Consider the following 17,271-nt stretch of genomic DNA (forward strand, 5'->3'; position numbering starts at 1 on the left):
AATCGTAATAATTACGCTTTGAAGAAATTTGAAGTAGGGAAATGGATGGTCGGTCATATGAGTAAAGTAGAAATCCATATATTAGGTGGTTTTTTAGGTAGTGGAAAATCAACGTTACTGCAAAACCTATTATTAGCAGAAAAGAAGAAAAATCGAAAAGTTGCTGTTTTAATGAATGAAATAGGTGAATACTCGGTAGATACAGATATTATTGGAAAAGAGAATGTGTTAAGAGAACTTCTAAAAGGATGTATTTGTTGTACGTTAAAAGAAGAGCTTGAAATACAATTACATTCACTATATCAACAAGAAAGACCGGATGTAATTTATATAGAAACAACAGGTGTCGCACATCCAATTGAAGTGTTAGATGCATGTGTATCACCAATTCTAGCACCTTTCCTTGAAGTGAAATCTATAGTAGTCGTATTAGATGCAGTGAGATGGTTAAATCGAAGTGTATTAAGTGCAAATGTACAACAACTATTACATGAGCAATTGAAATATGGAAGCCATATACTCATTAATAAATCAGATTTATTAACAGAGGAAGATAAGAACAAAGTATTTGAAGACGTAAAAGCAATCAATAATCATGCGAAATTGTATGAAACAAAGTATTGCAATATATCTTTGAATGATATAGAAGAAGCTGAATTTGGAAGTAATGAAGAGCATGAAACATTACATGTAAAACAGCATTTGCATATACAAACGATGACATATCAATTTACGAAATCAATCGATCAAGATAAATTATATGAATGGCTTTCAAATTTACCTGATGGCATTTATCGTGTGAAAGGTTTCGTGAAATTCCATGGGGATAAATACCCACACTTATTACAATATTCATTTGGGGTACCAACTTTATTAGAACAGGATTTTGGTTTCCCGACAAACTTGGTGATAATAGGGGAAGGGCTAGATAAGAAACAATTGGTTGAAGGGTTAGAGAAAGTAGAAAATAATTAAGTAGTTGATCTATCAATGTTTTTATGTAAGCTGCAAATAATCGACTTAAGGAATTAAGTTAATTATTTGTAGCTTTTTTCGTGATGATTACTGTAATGAAACAGTAATTTCATTTGAACAACGGAATATATATTGATTGTATGTCCGTTTCCATTTAATAGGAAGGTGATTATAGATTTATGCCGAATGTAGAGGTTACTACAAGAGTTTTCCATTATCAATTTTAAAGTCATAATTACGGACAGGGGAATTTGGCGTGTTTGATTCTAACAGAAAGTAAAGTATGGGGAGGATCACAATGTCGATGAAAAAACGTAAATGGCTAAGAACGGTGGTTACTGGCTGTGTTTTAGGGTCGCTATTAGTAACAGCAGCTTGTTCAGGAAAGAAAACAAGTACAGAAGATGAAAAAACGATTAAGGTAGGGGTTCTTGCTTCATTAACAGGTCCGCTAGAATCGTATGGAAAACAAACGGTAAATGGATTTGAATTAGGGTTAGACTATGCAACAGGTGGAACAGGGAAAGTGGAAGGGAAGAAGATTAAGTTTGTTGTAGAAGATACAGAAACGAAAGCTGATGTAGCAGTTAAGAAGGCTACAAAATTATTAGAAGAAGAGAAAGTTGATTTTTTAGTCGGGTCATCTAGTTCAAGTGATACATTAGCAGTTTTACCACTAGCTGAAGAGTATAAAAAGATTATGGTTGTAGAACCGGCAGTTGCTGATAGTATTACCGGGAAGAACTGGAATAAATATATTTTTAGAACAGGAAGAAACTCTTCACAAGATGCAATTGCAGGGGCTGCCTCAATCGCTAAAAAAGATGTGAAGATTGCGACGTTTGCTCCAGATAATGCTTTCGGTCGTGAAGGAATTGCTGCATTTAAAGCTGGTGCGAAGAAGTTAGGTGCAAATATTGTAAACGAGCAATACGCGGATACGAACTCAACGGATTTCACTGCAAATATTCAAAATATTATAAGCTCAAAACCAGATTATTTATTTATCGTTTGGGCAGGTGCGAATTCTCCATGGAAACAGTTGAAAGATATGAATGTGGAAGCGCAAGGTATTAAAATTTCTACTGGTGCACCTGATATACCAGCATTAAAAACGATGGATGCGTTAATAGGGATGCAAGGATTTTCTGTTTATTATCACACACTTCCTAAAAATAAGGTGAACGATTGGTTAGTAGAAGAACATAAAAAACGTTTTAATGGTGCTGTTCCAGATTTATTTACAGCGGGAGGAATGTCCGCGGCGATTTCTATCGTCGAAGCTTTAAAGAAAACGAAGGGCGATACGGATGTAGATACACTTATTAAGAAAATGGAAGGAATGGAATTTGATACACCGAAAGGCAAGATGAAATTTAGAGAGAAAGATCATCAAGCATTACAAACTCTGTATTCTATAACGTTGAAAAAGCAAGAGGGTGTTGATTATCCTGTACCAGTGCTAGAGAGAGAATTAACGATGAAAGAAACAGAACCATCAGTTCAAAATAAATAAACTGAATTTTCAGTTCTATTTGTATAAAGAGGGAATCCCCTCTTTATACTCATTTCTTTTAAAAGTTTAAACACAATCGCTTTTAAGGGAGGAATCTTGTGACACATTTGTTAGAGACGAAAAATCTTTGTGTATCTTTTGGTGAACATCATGTTATTAAGGATGTTAATGTAACGGTACAAAAAGGAAAGCTCATTTCAATTATTGGGCCGAATGGTGCTGGAAAGACCACTTTATTCAATTTATTAAGTGGGCAAATTTCTCCGACGAAAGGTGAAGTTTATTTTAAAGGGCAGGATATTACAAAGCTATCAATTTCAGATCGAACGCGCTTAGGAATTGGTCGTTCTTTTCAGTTGACGAATATTTTTCCAGAGCTAACAGTGCTTGAAAATGTGCGTTTAAGTGTTCAATCATTCGTTCAAGATTATTATAGTTTCTTTCCGAATTCAGCTAAGTTAAAGCAGCAAACTGGAGAGGCGAGACGTCTTTTAAAAACCGTACTACTTCACGAGAAAGGGGACGTATTGGCAAAAGATTTAGCTCACGGGGAAAAAAGAAAGTTAGAGCTTGCTATGTTGTTAGCGTTAAAGACAGATGTATTACTACTTGATGAGCCGACGGCAGGTATTTCAGTTGAGGAAGTTCCGGCTATATTACAAGTAATCGAAAATATTAAAAAGAATCCAGAGAGCACAATTGTACTTATTGAACACAAAATGGATATGGTGCTAGGTTTATCAGATCATCTTATCGTTTTATTTCATGGTGAGTTATTGGCTGAAGGATTACCGGAAGAGATGATGAAAGATGAACGTGTACAAAGTGCTTATTTAGGGGGATTATACAGTGGCACTATTACAAGTGAATAATATTGAGACGTATTTAGATCAGTTTCATATTTTACAAGGAGTATCCCTCTCGGTTGAGAAAGGGACGATTACTGTATTGTTTGGAAGAAATGGAGCTGGAAAAACAACAACATTGCGCTCAGTTATGGGATTTCACCGGATAGCAAATGGAGAAGTTTATTATGATAGTACAAAAGTAAATGGACTATCTACACATTTAATTTCAAGAAAAGGTATAGGCTATGTGCCGGAAAATCAAGGGATTTTTCATGATTTAACGGTAGAAGAGACATTCGTACTTGCTAAGGGGAAAAACAGGGAAGAAGCGGAAGAGAAGCTAGAATGGATGCTTGAACTTTTTCCAGACTTAAAGCAATTTTGGTATAAAAAAAGCGGACTTTTAAGCGGGGGACAAAAACAAATGCTGGCGATTTCAAGAGCATTTATCAATAGTGATGGACTATTGCTTATTGATGAGCCGAGTAAAGGGCTGTCTCCAATTATGATAGAAAAATTAATGGTAGCAATTTTGAAAATGAAGGAGAAAACGACTGTTTTACTTGTTGAACAAAATTTCATGATGGCTAGTCAAATCGGTGATTACTTCTACATTATGGATAATGGGCGTATTGTGCATAACGGTTTCATGGAGGAACTGCGAGAGGATAAGGAAACATGTCATAAATATTTAGGTATTTCTTAACATTGATACGGGGGGATAGAACGTGGATGTGCTAATTAACTTATTTGTAAACGGCGTTTCGACAGGGATGCTTATTTTTTTATTAGCGTCTGGTCTATCACTTATTTTCGGTTTAATGAGCGTACTGAATTTTGCACATGGCGGTTTATTTGCATGGGGAGCATTTACAGGCGTTTGGTTATTCAATGTGACAGGGAGTTATTTATTAGCGCTAATTGGAGCAGTCGCTATGGGGATGTTTCTCGGTTTCATTTTAGAAAGATTTCTTATTAGGCCAGTGTATGGAAACCATGTTCGGCAGCTTCTCGTTACGCTCGGAGGAATGCTCGTTCTTAGCGAGTGCATCAAAATATTTTGGGGACCAAATCCCATTGGGGCAAAATTACCGTTATGGTTACAAGGAAGTTTTACATTTGGAGGCGTTATACTAATTAAATATCGCCTATTCGTCATTTTAGTTGGGATACTAATTTACATTGCTTTACTATTACTGCTGAAAAAAACAAAGATAGGACTAATGATTCGCGCGGGTGTAATGGATAAAGAGATGGTTCAGGCCCTTGGTATTAACGTAAAAGCGATATTCTCGTTTGTCTTTTTATTAGGAGCGGGGATGGCTGCGTTAGGTGGTTTCCTACTTGCACCATATTCAGGCGTTATTTTCGCTGAGATGGGCATGCAGTACGCAATTTTAGCTTTTATAGTAGTTATCATTGGAGGATTAGGTAGTGTACAAGGTTCGGCGATAGCTTCTTTAATGGTCGGTTTAGCCGGAGCTTTTACAGCGTATTTTATCCCAGATTTATCGCTTGCAATCAATATGTTAATGTTACTATTTTTCTTGATAGTGAAGCCAACGGGGCTCGTTGGTGAAAAGGGGTGAAGTGGTGAACAGCATATCGGATCGAATCAAAGTATACTTTGGATTATTTATGCTCATTTGTTTAAGTGTATTTCCGTTCGTAAATGATTCACGGAGCTTGTTAATTTTGTTCACTCAAATCTTCATCTTTGCTATTTTCGCTATGAGTTTTGATGTGCTGCTTGGATATACAGGTATTGTTTCATTTGGTCATTGCATGTTCTTTGGTATAGGAGCATATGGGGTAGCACTATTATTTGATCGGCAAGGAATATCGATAACGAACTTTTTTATAGGAATAGCAGCCGCTGTAATTATTTCAGCTATTGTAAGCTATATAATCGGTTTGCTTTCGTTACGTTTGAAAAGTCATTTTTATGCAATGTTAACGCTCGCTATTTCCCAATTGTTTTTTGTACTTGCTGAAAAATGGCGTTCACTGACTCATGGAGGAGATGGATTTACATTTGGTGTACCAGATATATTCCGTGATCGTTTTACGTATTATTACGTAACACTTATATGTTTAATTGCTATTCTTATTTTGTTACGATTGTTCACAAAATCTTCTATTGGAAAAGTATTAAAGGCAATTTCACAAAATGAACAACGTGTTGAAGCACTTGGGTATAAAGTTCTTCATTATAAAATTATCGCGAGTGTAGTGGCAGGGATAGTAGCTGCGATTAGCGGAGGATTATTCGTTATCACATTGCGTTTTGTAAATACGACGGTATTTTCAATTGATATGACGCTAAATGCATTATTGATGACAATGATCGGAGGAGTTGGAACGTTAATCGGAGCCATTGCTGGAGCTGGGATTATTGAATCACTGAAATATTATTTATCAGAACTAGCGACTGAGTATCCGATTTTTGAACGATGGACGATTATTCTTGGTTTGTTGTATATTATCGTGCTTCTAGTTTTTCCGAAAGGATTGGTTGGAACGTTTAAGAAGTTGAAGAATTTAAAAAGAAGTAAGAAGGAGAAAAGCACCGGGGTGGAGCAGAACGTGTAAAGTCTAATGAAATGTATGGATAATGAGGCAAGTCTCCAAGATGAAAAGGGATGTCCGAGTAGTTGAACTTTTTAACTAGGTAACATCTCTTTTTATTTTGTTGAGCTGTACGATAATAAATGAAATTATATCGTCGATTTTTCGAATATATCGACCACAACTCGAAATATATAAGCGATTCGACAAGGGATATCGATTTGCCGAAAAAATATAACGAGTATAACGGCCTTATTTGTTAAATAGTTCACCTGGAATCTCTTTTTCTAAGTCTTGAGCTGTAAAGAAGTTAATAGATAATTTTTCAATCGCCACATCTTCAATTGGTGCTAATTTATCATTTTTAATCGGTAAAAAAGCTATACCATTTCCTTCAGCAATAAATTCTTCAATAAGTGAATAAGAGTCTAACTGTTGAAGTTGACGCTGAGATAGATTGTTTTCTTTTAGAAATTGTATTGTCCGATTTCTAAAGGGGCACTTCGTATCGTTACTAACGAAAAATAGTTCCTTTGAATAGTCGACTTTACACTTTTCTTTTGCTTTTAATAAGCTAATAGAAATTGTTGTACTGAATACTTTGTTAAAGGTTGAATCTAGATTATCCTCATAAGTTATGACCATATCAACTTTTTGTAACAGTTTTTGGAGATGGCTACTACTTTCTATATATACTTGATAATTTCTGAAATTTTCTTTAATACGTACACTCAAATAACTAGCTAAAATAGATTGTGACGTCGCTATTCGGTAAGAAGTGTTCGTTTTAATTTCATTTTTAGCTTCCTCTAATAAATTCAATATTTTATTCGTATAATCTAACAAAATGTCACCTGAAGGTAGCAGTGAAATCCCCTTGTTATCTCTATGTAATAAAGGTGTTTCTAATTCTTGTTCTAATTTTTTGATTCGCTCAGTTACATTTGGTTGCACATAACCTAACTCTTTAGCAGCTTTACTAATAGAGCCTTCATTAGCTACAGTTTTAAATATGATAAGATCATTTATTTCCATTCATTTCAACCCCTTATTTGGTATCATTATAAATGATACCAAGCATAATTTATACCTATTTTACACCGATCCAATATCGATTTATCATTATGTATATAATATCGAAAGTGAGTGATAAACATGATTGGGATGCAATATAAGGTCATTTTGCCAAAAGATTATGATATGGGGATAATTAGACAAAGGGTAAAAAATAATGGATATAAAACAGACGATTTTCAAGACCTAAATTTTAAAGCATATTTAATTACTGAAGCAGGGGAAAATGAAAATTTATTAAATTGTTACGCTCCATTATATATATGGAATAACCATGAAGGGATGAATAGATTTATCTTTGATGGTTATTACGACAATATTTTAGACTCATTTGGATGGCAACAAATTAATATTGGTGTTCCTTTAGTTGTTAATCTAAGTGATGATTTTCAGGAGAGTAGATATGTTGTTGAATATGCAGGAAGTATCTCTCAAAGTAAATCTTTGATTGGGACTCAATTTAATACTGTGCATCAAAATGCGCAAGATACAGAAAAGAATTTAGGGAATATATTAGTTTATAATCCAGATAAATGGGGATATAGTCAATTTAGTTTTTATGAAGAGAAGCCTGAAATTAATGCAATGAACGGTATTACAATTTATGAGATTTTACACATCTCACGATAAAGATTATAAAAATGATTGTACGGAAAAACTCCATTGTAAGAGAGGTTCTTTCTGCTGTATATCAGAGTGAAGAAAATATATGTAATTTTCACTTGCATTACTATCACTTGAGTGGTAAAGTGATAGTGAGATTAACGATAGGAAGTGATAAAACATGCGTGAAAATACGATAGGATCGTTAATCTGGTTACGATTAATACGATTTACGAACCAAAGTAATCAGATGTCAAATGAGTTTTTGAAACGTTTTGATTTGACGACAGCTCAATTTGATGTACTTATGCAAATACGAATTTATCAACCACTTACACAAATGGAGTTAGCGGAGAAGGTTACCGTTACACAAGGTGGTATTTCTCGAATGTTAACACGCCTTGAAAAAGAAGGATATATTGTACGAAAACAAGAATGGAAAACGAAAACGATTAGCCTTACTGATAAGGGTGAAGCGGTATTAGAAAGAGCATTACCAGAGCAACTTGCATTTCAATCATCATTTTTTGATGATGTATTGAATGAGGAAGAACAGAAAATACTATACGAGTTAATGACAAAAGTTCATAAGCATAGTGAAAAAAAAGAATTACCACACGAGTAATTTTTTTTACACCATCAATTGACTAATCAAGTGATGGTTAGAGGAGGAAATATTATGTATACAATTCCAGGACATCACCACATTTCGATGGTGACAAAAAATGCACAAGTGAATAATGACTTTTATCAAAATGTGTTAGGGCTACGCCGGGTGAAAAAGACAGTAAATCAAGATAATCCATTTATGTATCATTTGTTTTATGGTGATTTAACAGGTAGTGCAGGAACTGAATTATCATTTTTTGAAATACCGAATGTAGGTAGAACAGTTCGTGGTACAAATGCAATCACACAAATAGGTTTACTCGTACCTTCGTCAGAGAGTCTTACATTTTGGAAGGAACGTTTTGAATCATTCCAAGTGACTCATGGAGAAATTACAACATACGCGGGCCGAGATGCTCTGCACTTTGAAGATCCGGACGGTTTACGCTTAGTGCTACTAAATAATAAAAGTGAAGAAGTGCCTGAATATTGGACTGCATGGGATGAATCTTCTGTAGAGAAAAATCATCGTATTTTAGGTATGGGAACAGTTGAAATGACAGTGCGCAGTTTAAATAAATTATCAAAAACATTAACAGATTTGTTTGGTTATAAAGAAGTATCTCGTTCAGACGATGAGGGGATTTATCAATCTATCGCTGGCAAATCTTTTGGAGAAATTTTGGTGAAACAGCAAGAGGGAGAGAGCGAAAGACCTGGCAAAGGAAGTATTCATCATTTAGCTATTCGTGTGAAAAATGATGAAGAACTGAGTTATTGGAATGAAGCAGTGAAAGATAAAGGGTTTCAATCAACAGGGATTATTGATCGTTTTTATTTTAAAAGCTTATATTTCCGTGAATCAAATGGAATTTTATTTGAGATTGCGACGGATGGACCAGGATTTACTGTAGATTCAGCAGTTGAAGAATTAGGAAAAGGGCTTGATTTACCACCATTTTTAGAAGAGAGAAGAAAAGAAATAGAAGAGAAGTTAGCACCACTTAATTAAAAGGGAGAGAGCAACTATGGAAAAATATCGAATTGATACAAGTAAAGGAATTGAATTTGGACTATATTCAATTGGGGATCATATTTTAAATCCGCATAATGGTTCGAAAGTTAGTGCGGAAAAGCGAATCCATGAATTAATTGAAACAAGTAAATTGGCGGATGAAGCAGGACTTGATGTGTTTGCTGTCGGTGAAAGTCATCAAGCACATTTTACAACGCAAGCTCATACAGTTATTTTAGGGGCTATTGCACAAGCTACGAAAAACATTAAGATTGCGAGTTCTGCGACAGTATTAAGTACGTCAGATCCGGTTCGTGTATATGAAGACTTTGCCACAATTGATTTAATTTCTAATGGTCGTGCTGAAATCGTTGCTGGTCGTGGATCTCGTATTGGAGGATATAGTTTACTTGGTTACGATGTAAATGGTTATGAAGAATTATTTGAAGAGAAGATGGATCTTTTATTAAAAATAAATAAAGAAGAAAGTGTAACATGGAAGGGGCAGTTTAGAACGCCACTTGAGCATGCGGTAATTATACCGAGAGCTAAAAATAACAATATGCCAATTTGGCGTGCTGTTGGGGGACCACCTGCTAGTGCAATTAAGGCAGGACACGCTGGCGTACCAATGATGCTTACGACACTTGGTGGTCCAGCAGTTAATTTTAAAGTTTCAGTTGATGCATATCGTGAAGCTGCTGAACAAAGTGGTTTTGATCCAGCGACATTGCCAATTGCGACTACAAGTTTATTTTATACAGCAGAAAATTCACAAGATGCCCTTAGTGAATATTATCCTCATATTAATGCTGGTATGCTTGCACTACGTGGTGGCGGGTATCCAAAACAACAATTTACAAATGCAGTAGATTACCGTGACGCGTTAATGATAGGTAGCCCGCAACAAATAATTGAAAAAATGCTTTACCAATATGAATTATTTGGACAGCAACGTTTTATGGCACAAATTGATTTTGGCGGTGTACCATTTGATAAGATTGAGAAAAACATTGAATTGATTGCTACTGAAATTATGCCGGCTGTTAGAAGATATACAACGAAATAATGATAAAAGTACCGAGAATATAATCTATTCTCGGTACTTTTTTATATTTATCCCACTATTTAGCGGCCACCCGATTGGCGTGAGCTAATATTCAATGCGGGATGGATAAATTCAAACTGAATACAATTTGAAAAAATGACAAAAAAACGAACTTTTTGTCTAGGGAAAGGGAAGTTTTTTTCTATTTGTGAATAACAATATTATTCGTTTGAATTTTGAAAATGCATTTTTCTCTTGACAAAAATTAAGTGTTTTCTGAGAGTGGTTTCGAGGACGTTTTTTTATAAGAAAGTCAAGTGTATGAAGAGAAAAACGTAATTTCTATTGATAAATGAGTTTGTTTTATGTTTGAAAAATACGTTTTTATAATATGAAAAATTTAATTCAAAAAAATTACAAATGACATATTTCAGACAAAATGATGTCAATAATACGTCAAAAATCAGCTGAATTTATTATGTGAGTATATTATACAATTCGATTAACGAATAAAACACTACAGAAATAGTGAAAAGGTAAATCGTGTAAAAAAGTTCTTTTGTAATTATCAAAAAAACTGACAATTTATATTTTCAAAAAGTACATAAACGAATTTATCTTTTGTATTTCCAAATGATTGGATTGTTCATTATGAAGTGAATTCATACAATTCAATCGATATTACGATATAAAAACTATGAAGGAAGTGAGTTTAGCATGGATACGCTCGAATTGGCACGAATACAATTTGCATCTACAACGATTTTCCATTACTTTTTCGTTCCGCTGTCTATTGGCTTAGCTTTTATCATCGCGTTAATGCAAACGTTATATGTGGTAAAGGGACAAGAAGTTTATAAGAAGATGACAAAGTTTTGGACACAAATATTCCTTGTTAACTTCGCAGTAGGAGTTGTAACAGGTATTTTACAAGAATTTCAGTTTGGTATGAACTGGTCAACGTATTCACGTTTTGTTGGTGATGTTTTCGGACCATCACTTGCAATTGAAGGTTTATTAGCATTTTTCATTGAGTCTACATTCCTAGGTTTATGGGTATTCGGTGAGGATAAACTTCCTAAGCGAATTCACCTTTTATGTATTTGGCTCCTTTCAATTGGAACAATGTTATCAGCATTTTGGATTTTAACTGCAAATGCATTTATGCAAGCTCCTGTAGGATATGAAATGGCAGCAGATGGGCGTGCACAAATGAATGATTTCTTGGCGATTATTCAAAATCCACAATTATGGGTGCAATTCCCACATACAATTACAGCGGCACTTGCAACAGGTGCATTCTTTATTGCTGGTGTCAGTGCATGGAAAATTACAAAACAACAAGAGACTGAGGTGTTTAAGAAGTCTTTCCGAGTTTCTATCGTTGTTGGAACGATTTCAACAGCATTGGTATTATTCTTCGGTCATGCACAAGCGCAAAATTTAATTAAGACACATCCGATGAAAATGGCTGCAGCTGAAGCATTATGGAATACGAGTGAGGACCCAGCACCATTTACAGTATTTGCGAAAATTGATACAGAGAAGAAAGAAAATTCGTTTGAAATTCAAATTCCTTACATGCTAAGTCTATTGTCATACGATAAATTTAGTGGTCAAGTAGAAGGAATGAATCAAATTCAAAAGCAATATGAAGAAAAATATGGACCTGGAGATTATATTCCGCCAGTACACACAATGTTTTGGAGTTTTAGAGCGATGGTAATGAGTGGAACGTTCATGTTGCTTCTTGGAGCATACGGATGGTTCTTATCAAGAAAAGATCGCTTAACTGAAAAACCTTGGTATTTAAAAATAATGGTATATGCAATTGCACTACCGTTTATCGGTAATACAGTAGGGTGGATTATGACTGAAATGGGACGTCAACCTTGGGTTGTCTTCGGTGTTATGAAAACAAAAGATGCTGTATCTCCAAACGTTACATTTGGAGAAGTATTATTCTCTCTTATTTCATTCACATCACTATATTTAATTATCGGAGGAATTACTATTTACTTATTCGTTCGTATCATTAAAGGTCATGCGAATAAGAAAGCGAAAAAGGATTATCAAAGCCATGATCCATTTGATAAGGAGGAAGATTATGTTATCTCTTAATGAATTGTGGTTTGTAGTTATCTCAATCTTATTTGTAGGCTTCTTTGTACTTGAAGGTTTCGATTTCGGTGTAGGTATAGTTTCAAGATTTTTAGGAAAGAACGATTTAGAAAAAAGAATTTACTTAAATACAATTGGGCCATTTTGGCACGCGAATGAAGTGTGGCTTGTTTGTGCTGGTGGCGCTATGTTCGCGGCATTCCCGCACTGGTATGCAACTCTATTTAGTGGGTTTTACATTCCTTTTGTATTTATGCTTCTTGCTTTAATTATAAGAGGTGTTTCCTTTAAATTCCGTGCGAAAATAGAGAATCATAAATGGAAAGGTTTTTGGGATTGGGGCATGTTTATTGGAAGTCTGCTACCGCCTATCCTTTGGGGAGTTGCAATTGCAAACTTTATGGTAGGTGTACCAATTGATGAAAGTAAAAATGTTGTAGGTGGATTCATGAAGTTACTTCATCCATTTGCGTTACTTGGAGGAGTAATGTTTCTTCTTCTATGTATTGTTCATGGTTTACAATTTCTTACTATACGTACAACAGGAAAACTGCGAGAACGTGCACGTATTGCCGCAACAAAAATCGCACCTATTACATTAATAATTCTTCTTGTTTTTGCAGGTGTAGGGTTATGGAAAACAGATATTTTCGTTGCACATGGTTCAGAGTGGATAATGGTTCCGATTGGAGCTTTCGTAGCGTTATTTGTATCTACGTTATTAAATAAGAGAAGAAGAGATGGTTGGGCTTTCTTTATGACGAGTTTAACAATCATTTTATTAAGTGCGAGTGTGTTTATCGGCATGTTCCCGCGTGTCATGATTAGTTCATTAGGAGCGGCGAATGATTTGACAATTTATAATGCGGCATCAGGGCCTTATGCATTAAAATTAATGAGTTATTTTGCACTTGCTATTTTACCGTTTGTTATTGGTAGTCAAATATGGAGTTTCTATGTATTTAGACAACCTGTTAAGTCAGAAAAAGATTTGGAGTACTAATGAAAAGAAAAAGAGGACTTCCATCGTATCCTGGTAGCCGAGTTTTATATGTAGCATTAAGTTTTATTAGTGTTTTAGAGGCGTGTAGTATTATTGCACAGACAGTCTTTTTAGCACGAGCGATTACCTTTTTATTTCATGGAGAAACAGTGCAAGCTGTACTAAATGAAGTTGTTTATTTTGGAATCACGTTTGCAGCTCGTCAAATATTAGTGCGAACATCACAAATATTGGTTGAGCGTTTCGCTGAAAAAACGGGATTGGCATTACGTAAACAGTTAATAGAAGCATATTTTACATTAGGACCGAGATTTGTCCAAACGAACGGGACCGGTCATCTGGTTACCTTATCGATTGAAGGGATAGAGAAATTCAAAACATATATTGAATTAACGATCCCTCGAATGATTCGAAGTTGTATCGTTCCGGCGCTTGTTGTTTTATATGTTTTTACACTAGATATAGAGTCAGGAATCATTTTAGTTGTAACGATTCCGATCGTTATTATATTTATGATTCTATTAGGATTAGCAGCGCAGAAAATGGCTGATAACCAATATGATACGTATCGTGTTCTTTCAAATCACTTTGTAGATACACTAAAAGGATTAGAAACATTAAAGTATTTAGGGAAAAGTCAGGAGCATGAAGGCAAAATTGAAAAAGTAAGTAAAAGATATAGAAAAGCAACACTTCGCACTTTGCGAGTTGCTTTTCTTTCTTCTTTTGCACTAGATTTCTTTACGAGTTTATCAATTGCCTTTGTAGCAGTAGGTTTAGGTATTCGTTTAATAGACGGATCGATTCTTTTATTGCCGGCTCTTACTATTCTAATTTTAGCTCCCGAATATTTTTTACCAATTAAGCAAGTTGGAGCGAACTATCATGCTACATTAGATGGACAAATAGCAATGGAGCAAATTGAAGAAATCGTAAAACAACAAAAAGCTATGGAACCGAAAGAATCAAATGTAGATATAGCGTGGAATTCTTTGAGCAGCATGAAATTACAAAATATAAAAGTTAATAATGAAGAATCTGAAAAGGCCATATTAGAAGAGGTTCATTTCAATTGGAAAGGGAACGGTGCGATTGGCATTATTGGCGAAAGTGGAGCAGGGAAATCAACGTTAATAGATGTGTTAGCAGGATTCTTACATCCGTCCGATGGAAATATGATTATAAATGGTGTGGAAATTGATACATCTACTCGTGATAGTTGGCAAAAAAACATTGCTTATATTCCGCAACAACCTTATATTTTTCCACTTTCATTAAAAGATAATATTTGTTTCTATGAAACAAATATTACTGATGAAGAAGTTGAGAGAGTTATAGATGAGGTAGGTCTTCGTTCACTTGTTGCATCGCTTCCGGATGGGATGCACGAAAGAATTGGGGAAGGTGGACGTATGCTAAGTGGCGGACAGGAACAACGTGTTGCGATGGCACGTGCACTTTTGAGCAATAAACCAATCATTTTATTAGATGAGCCTACGGCACATCTTGATATTGAAACTGAATTTGAAATAAAACAAGCGATGTTACGTCTGTTTAAAGGTAAGTTAGTATTTCTTGCAACACATCGTTTGCATTGGATGAAACAGATGGATCATATTGTTATTTTAAATAAAGGCAAGATAATAGAAAGTGGAACATATGAAGAGCTTTTAGATAAAGAGTCATTACATTTTCATGGGAAAGGGAGGAGAGAGAGATGAGTAACTGGATTAGACCTTATATAAAGAAAAATAAAGGTAGGATGACTTTGACTATTTTCCTCGGGCTTCTTGGAGTTAGTTCAGGTGCGATGTTACTTTTCATTTCAGGTTATTTAATTTCTAAATCTGCTCTCAGACCAGAAAATGTAATGGCTGTATATGTTCCAATCGTTGCAACGCGTGCGTTTAGTATAGGGCAAGCTGTCTTTCATTATGTTGAGCGTTTAGTTGGGCATGATGTCGTCCTTCGTATATTAGAAAAAATGAGGACAAAACTATATAAAATTGTAGAACCGCAGGCGTTATTTTTTCGCTCGCGATTTCAAACTGGTGATGTATTAGGTGTATTGTCTGAGGATATAGAGCATTTACAAAACCTATATTTGCGTACGATATTCCCTAGTATATTAGCACTAGTTGTATATAGCATCTTCGTTCTTGTTATCGGTGCATTTGACGTAGTATTTGCACTTATCGCAGGGTGTATGTTAGCTGTTATCGTTTTTCTTATTCCGTTCGTATCGCTACTCTTGATGAAACGACATCATGTTACTTTGAAACGAGGAAGAAATCGTTTGTATCAGCAACTGACAGATGCTGTATTTGGGTTATCTGATTGGCAGGCAAGTGGTAGAAAAGATGAATTTATTAATGAGTATGTAGCGCAAAATGCTCAGTTGTTAAAGACAGAGAAAAGAGTGAAACGCTGGTACCATATTCGAGACAGTATCATTCATTTAATAGTAGGTATTGTCGTCATTTCAATGATTATGTGGACTGGAAATCAATCTGCAAGTGAACAGATTGCCCCTACAGTTATCGCAGCCTTCGTATTAATGACATTATCTGTGACAAATGTGCTTATTCCTGTATCGGATGCTATCGATCGAATTCCATCATATGTAGAATCTGCTCATAGGCTTAATAGCGTAGAAAGTGATAGCGTTCTGCAAGATGGAAATGAGTTACCTGGAGATAAAGATTTCGTTGCACAAAAACATATAGATATTGAACTGAATAATATATCGTATAATTATCCGAATAGTAATGAACCTGTATTAAAAGATGTATCATTACACATAAAGGCAGGAAAGAAAATTGCTATTTTAGGTAGAAGTGGAACAGGGAAATCTACTTTATTAAAATTGTTAACTGGTGCGCTACGTCCGGTGAATGGCCAAGTTCTATTGAATGGTGAACAAGCTCATACGAACCTTTTGTCAAAATATATTTCTGTATTAAACCAAAAACCACATTTATTCGATACGACTATTGGAAATAATGTGCGAATTGGTAAACCAGATGCTACTGATGAAGAGATATGGAAGGCTCTAGAGAAAGCACAACTAGCTTCACATATTGCTTCTCTTCCTGATGGATTACAAACAAAAATGCATGAAATGGGTATGAGATTTTCTGGCGGGGAGAGGCAAAGGGTAGCTTTTGCAAGAACTCTTATGCAAGAAGCACCAATCATTGTACTTGATGAGCCGACTATCGGTTTAGATCCTAAAACGGAATTGTCTTTAATAGAAACGATGTTTTCTGCAACTGAAGAAAAGACAGTTATATGGATCACCCATCATTTAGTAGGGATTGAACATGTCGATGAAGTTATTTTCCTTGATGATGGTCAAATCGCTATGCAAGGTAGTCATGAACAGTTACTGAAAGAAAATGAGAAATATCGTAGGTTATACGAGCTTGATAAAGGTATATAAGAGTGAAATGCAAAAAAACACAAATTCTTGATAGTTCAAGGTTTGTGTTTTTTTACGCGTATTCGTGGCATCGTTGTAAATGATGTAGTAGTGAGATGAGTATGTAATGATTAAAGTTTAGCTTTATATTGTGAGAAAGGGTGTTTAAAACCTATCCATTCAAGGCAATACTTGAGCCATAGTGAATGGATTGTTGGAAGGCGTGATTATATGTTTGAAGAAGATGGTATCATTTTAATTATGGAACCTGCTGATGAACGGAATTTGAGGAGATTTATTTTTACAATACCGAAGTCAGTGTATGAAAAAAAGGAGATTTTATTACATTACGGAACACCTTTAGGACAAGGATATACCGACATTATAGAAGATATTATTAGTGTACATATAGAAATAGATATTGTAACGGTAATAGGGCATGTAAGAGGATAAAGTGGTGGAGGGTGTTT

16 protein-coding genes are annotated in these 17,271 nt (G+C 35.0%); 15 read left to right on the forward strand and 1 reads right to left on the reverse strand.

Annotated elements, in window-relative coordinates; all coding sequences use genetic code 11:
* Positions 1-57: 57 nt before the first annotated feature.
* The 6 genes from MR109_RS10245 to MR109_RS10270 all read left to right on the forward strand — a co-directional run bounded on the left by MR109_RS10245 (position 58) and on the right by MR109_RS10270 (position 5,931).
* Positions 58-975, forward strand: coding sequence for a CobW family GTP-binding protein (locus MR109_RS10245; RefSeq protein ID WP_098473209.1), 918 nt, complete (start codon positions 58-60; stop codon positions 973-975).
* Between the two features lie 298 nt (positions 976-1,273).
* The gene (locus MR109_RS10250; protein ID WP_242271982.1) at positions 1,274-2,491 is read left to right on the forward strand and encodes a substrate-binding domain-containing protein; all 1,218 of its coding nucleotides are present in this window, start codon (positions 1,274-1,276) and stop codon (positions 2,489-2,491) included.
* 98 nt (positions 2,492-2,589) lie between these two features.
* Positions 2,590-3,363, forward strand: a complete 774-nt coding sequence (locus tag MR109_RS10255; RefSeq protein WP_025150019.1) for an ABC transporter ATP-binding protein — start codon at positions 2,590-2,592, stop codon at positions 3,361-3,363.
* Positions 3,341-4,045 carry a branched-chain amino acid ABC transporter ATP-binding protein gene (locus MR109_RS10260; protein ID WP_242271983.1) on the forward strand — a complete coding sequence of 235 codons (705 nt, stop codon included), beginning with the start codon at positions 3,341-3,343 and terminating at the stop codon, positions 4,043-4,045. Before MR109_RS10255 ends, MR109_RS10260 begins: the two co-directional genes overlap by 23 nt.
* 22 nt (positions 4,046-4,067) lie before the next feature.
* The gene (locus MR109_RS10265; protein WP_242271984.1) at positions 4,068-4,928 is read left to right on the forward strand and encodes a branched-chain amino acid ABC transporter permease; all 861 of its coding nucleotides are present in this window, start codon (positions 4,068-4,070) and stop codon (positions 4,926-4,928) included.
* A gap of 49 nt (positions 4,929-4,977) precedes the next feature.
* Positions 4,978-5,931 (forward strand): branched-chain amino acid ABC transporter permease, encoded by a 954-nt coding sequence (locus MR109_RS10270; protein ID WP_242272028.1) that lies wholly within the window; start codon positions 4,978-4,980, stop codon positions 5,929-5,931.
* A gap of 228 nt (positions 5,932-6,159) precedes the next feature.
* Here the strand turns inward: MR109_RS10270 and MR109_RS10275 are convergent, their stop codons facing one another.
* Complete coding sequence (locus tag MR109_RS10275; RefSeq protein ID WP_242271985.1) at positions 6,160-6,942, reverse strand: LysR family transcriptional regulator; 783 nt, start codon at positions 6,940-6,942, stop codon at positions 6,160-6,162.
* 120 nt (positions 6,943-7,062) lie between these two features.
* On the opposite strand from MR109_RS10275, the gene MR109_RS10280 reads away from it, so the two are divergent.
* The 9 genes from MR109_RS10280 (at position 7,063) to MR109_RS10320 (ending at position 17,254) form a co-directional block, all read left to right on the forward strand.
* A complete protein-coding gene (locus MR109_RS10280; protein WP_242271987.1) occupies positions 7,063-7,611 on the forward strand; it encodes a DUF4865 family protein in 549 nt (182 codons plus the stop codon).
* A 154-nt stretch (positions 7,612-7,765) separates the two neighbouring features.
* Positions 7,766-8,209: a MarR family winged helix-turn-helix transcriptional regulator gene (locus MR109_RS10285; RefSeq protein WP_242271991.1), complete on the forward strand. Its 444-nt coding sequence runs from the start codon at positions 7,766-7,768 to the stop codon at positions 8,207-8,209.
* Between the two features lie 54 nt (positions 8,210-8,263).
* Positions 8,264-9,205, forward strand: a complete 942-nt coding sequence (locus MR109_RS10290) for a ring-cleaving dioxygenase (RefSeq protein WP_242271993.1) — start codon at positions 8,264-8,266, stop codon at positions 9,203-9,205.
* Between the two features lie 16 nt (positions 9,206-9,221).
* Positions 9,222-10,277, forward strand: a complete 1,056-nt coding sequence (locus MR109_RS10295) for an LLM class flavin-dependent oxidoreductase (RefSeq protein WP_242271995.1) — start codon at positions 9,222-9,224, stop codon at positions 10,275-10,277.
* Positions 10,278-10,973: 696 nt separating this feature from the next.
* Positions 10,974-12,377, forward strand: coding sequence for a cytochrome ubiquinol oxidase subunit I (cydA, locus tag MR109_RS10300; protein ID WP_002171439.1), 1,404 nt, complete (start codon positions 10,974-10,976; stop codon positions 12,375-12,377).
* Positions 12,364-13,380, forward strand: coding sequence for a cytochrome d ubiquinol oxidase subunit II (gene cydB / locus MR109_RS10305; RefSeq protein ID WP_025150009.1), 1,017 nt, complete (start codon positions 12,364-12,366; stop codon positions 13,378-13,380). The genes cydA and cydB overlap by 14 nt, the downstream gene beginning before the upstream one ends.
* Positions 13,380-15,101, forward strand: coding sequence for a thiol reductant ABC exporter subunit CydD (gene cydD, locus MR109_RS10310; protein WP_242271997.1), 1,722 nt, complete (start codon positions 13,380-13,382; stop codon positions 15,099-15,101). Before cydB ends, cydD begins: the two co-directional genes overlap by 1 nt.
* Positions 15,098-16,822 (forward strand): thiol reductant ABC exporter subunit CydC, encoded by a 1,725-nt coding sequence (cydC, locus tag MR109_RS10315; protein ID WP_242272000.1) that lies wholly within the window; start codon positions 15,098-15,100, stop codon positions 16,820-16,822. The genes cydD and cydC overlap by 4 nt, the downstream gene beginning before the upstream one ends.
* A gap of 210 nt (positions 16,823-17,032) precedes the next feature.
* Positions 17,033-17,254 carry a hypothetical protein gene (locus MR109_RS10320; RefSeq protein ID WP_002171443.1) on the forward strand — a complete coding sequence of 74 codons (222 nt, stop codon included), beginning with the start codon at positions 17,033-17,035 and terminating at the stop codon, positions 17,252-17,254.
* Positions 17,255-17,271 lie beyond the last annotated feature (17 nt).

It is taken from the genome of Bacillus cereus group sp. BfR-BA-01310 (assembly GCF_022664325.1).
Lineage (GTDB): Bacteria > Bacillota > Bacilli > Bacillales > Bacillaceae_G > Bacillus_A > Bacillus_A paramycoides.

Coding starts and splice junctions, on each gene's coding strand:
- MR109_RS10245 (WP_098473209.1), top strand. CDS start 58: ATGAGTAAAGTAGAAATCCATATATTAGGTGGTTTTTTAGGTAGTGGA.
- MR109_RS10250 (WP_242271982.1), top strand. CDS start 1,274: ATGTCGATGAAAAAACGTAAATGGCTAAGAACGGTGGTTACTGGCTGT.
- MR109_RS10270 (WP_242272028.1), top strand. CDS start 4,978: ATGCTCATTTGTTTAAGTGTATTTCCGTTCGTAAATGATTCACGGAGC.
- MR109_RS10275 (WP_242271985.1), bottom strand. CDS start 6,942: ATGGAAATAAATGATCTTATCATATTTAAAACTGTAGCTAATGAAGGC.
- MR109_RS10280 (WP_242271987.1), top strand. CDS start 7,063: ATGATTGGGATGCAATATAAGGTCATTTTGCCAAAAGATTATGATATG.
- MR109_RS10285 (WP_242271991.1), top strand. CDS start 7,766: ATGCGTGAAAATACGATAGGATCGTTAATCTGGTTACGATTAATACGA.
- MR109_RS10290 (WP_242271993.1), top strand. CDS start 8,264: ATGTATACAATTCCAGGACATCACCACATTTCGATGGTGACAAAAAAT.
- MR109_RS10295 (WP_242271995.1), top strand. CDS start 9,222: ATGGAAAAATATCGAATTGATACAAGTAAAGGAATTGAATTTGGACTA.
- cydA (WP_002171439.1), top strand. CDS start 10,974: ATGGATACGCTCGAATTGGCACGAATACAATTTGCATCTACAACGATT.
- cydB (WP_025150009.1), top strand. CDS start 12,364: ATGTTATCTCTTAATGAATTGTGGTTTGTAGTTATCTCAATCTTATTT.
- cydD (WP_242271997.1), top strand. CDS start 13,380: ATGAAAAGAAAAAGAGGACTTCCATCGTATCCTGGTAGCCGAGTTTTA.
- cydC (WP_242272000.1), top strand. CDS start 15,098: ATGAGTAACTGGATTAGACCTTATATAAAGAAAAATAAAGGTAGGATG.
- MR109_RS10320 (WP_002171443.1), top strand. CDS start 17,033: ATGTTTGAAGAAGATGGTATCATTTTAATTATGGAACCTGCTGATGAA.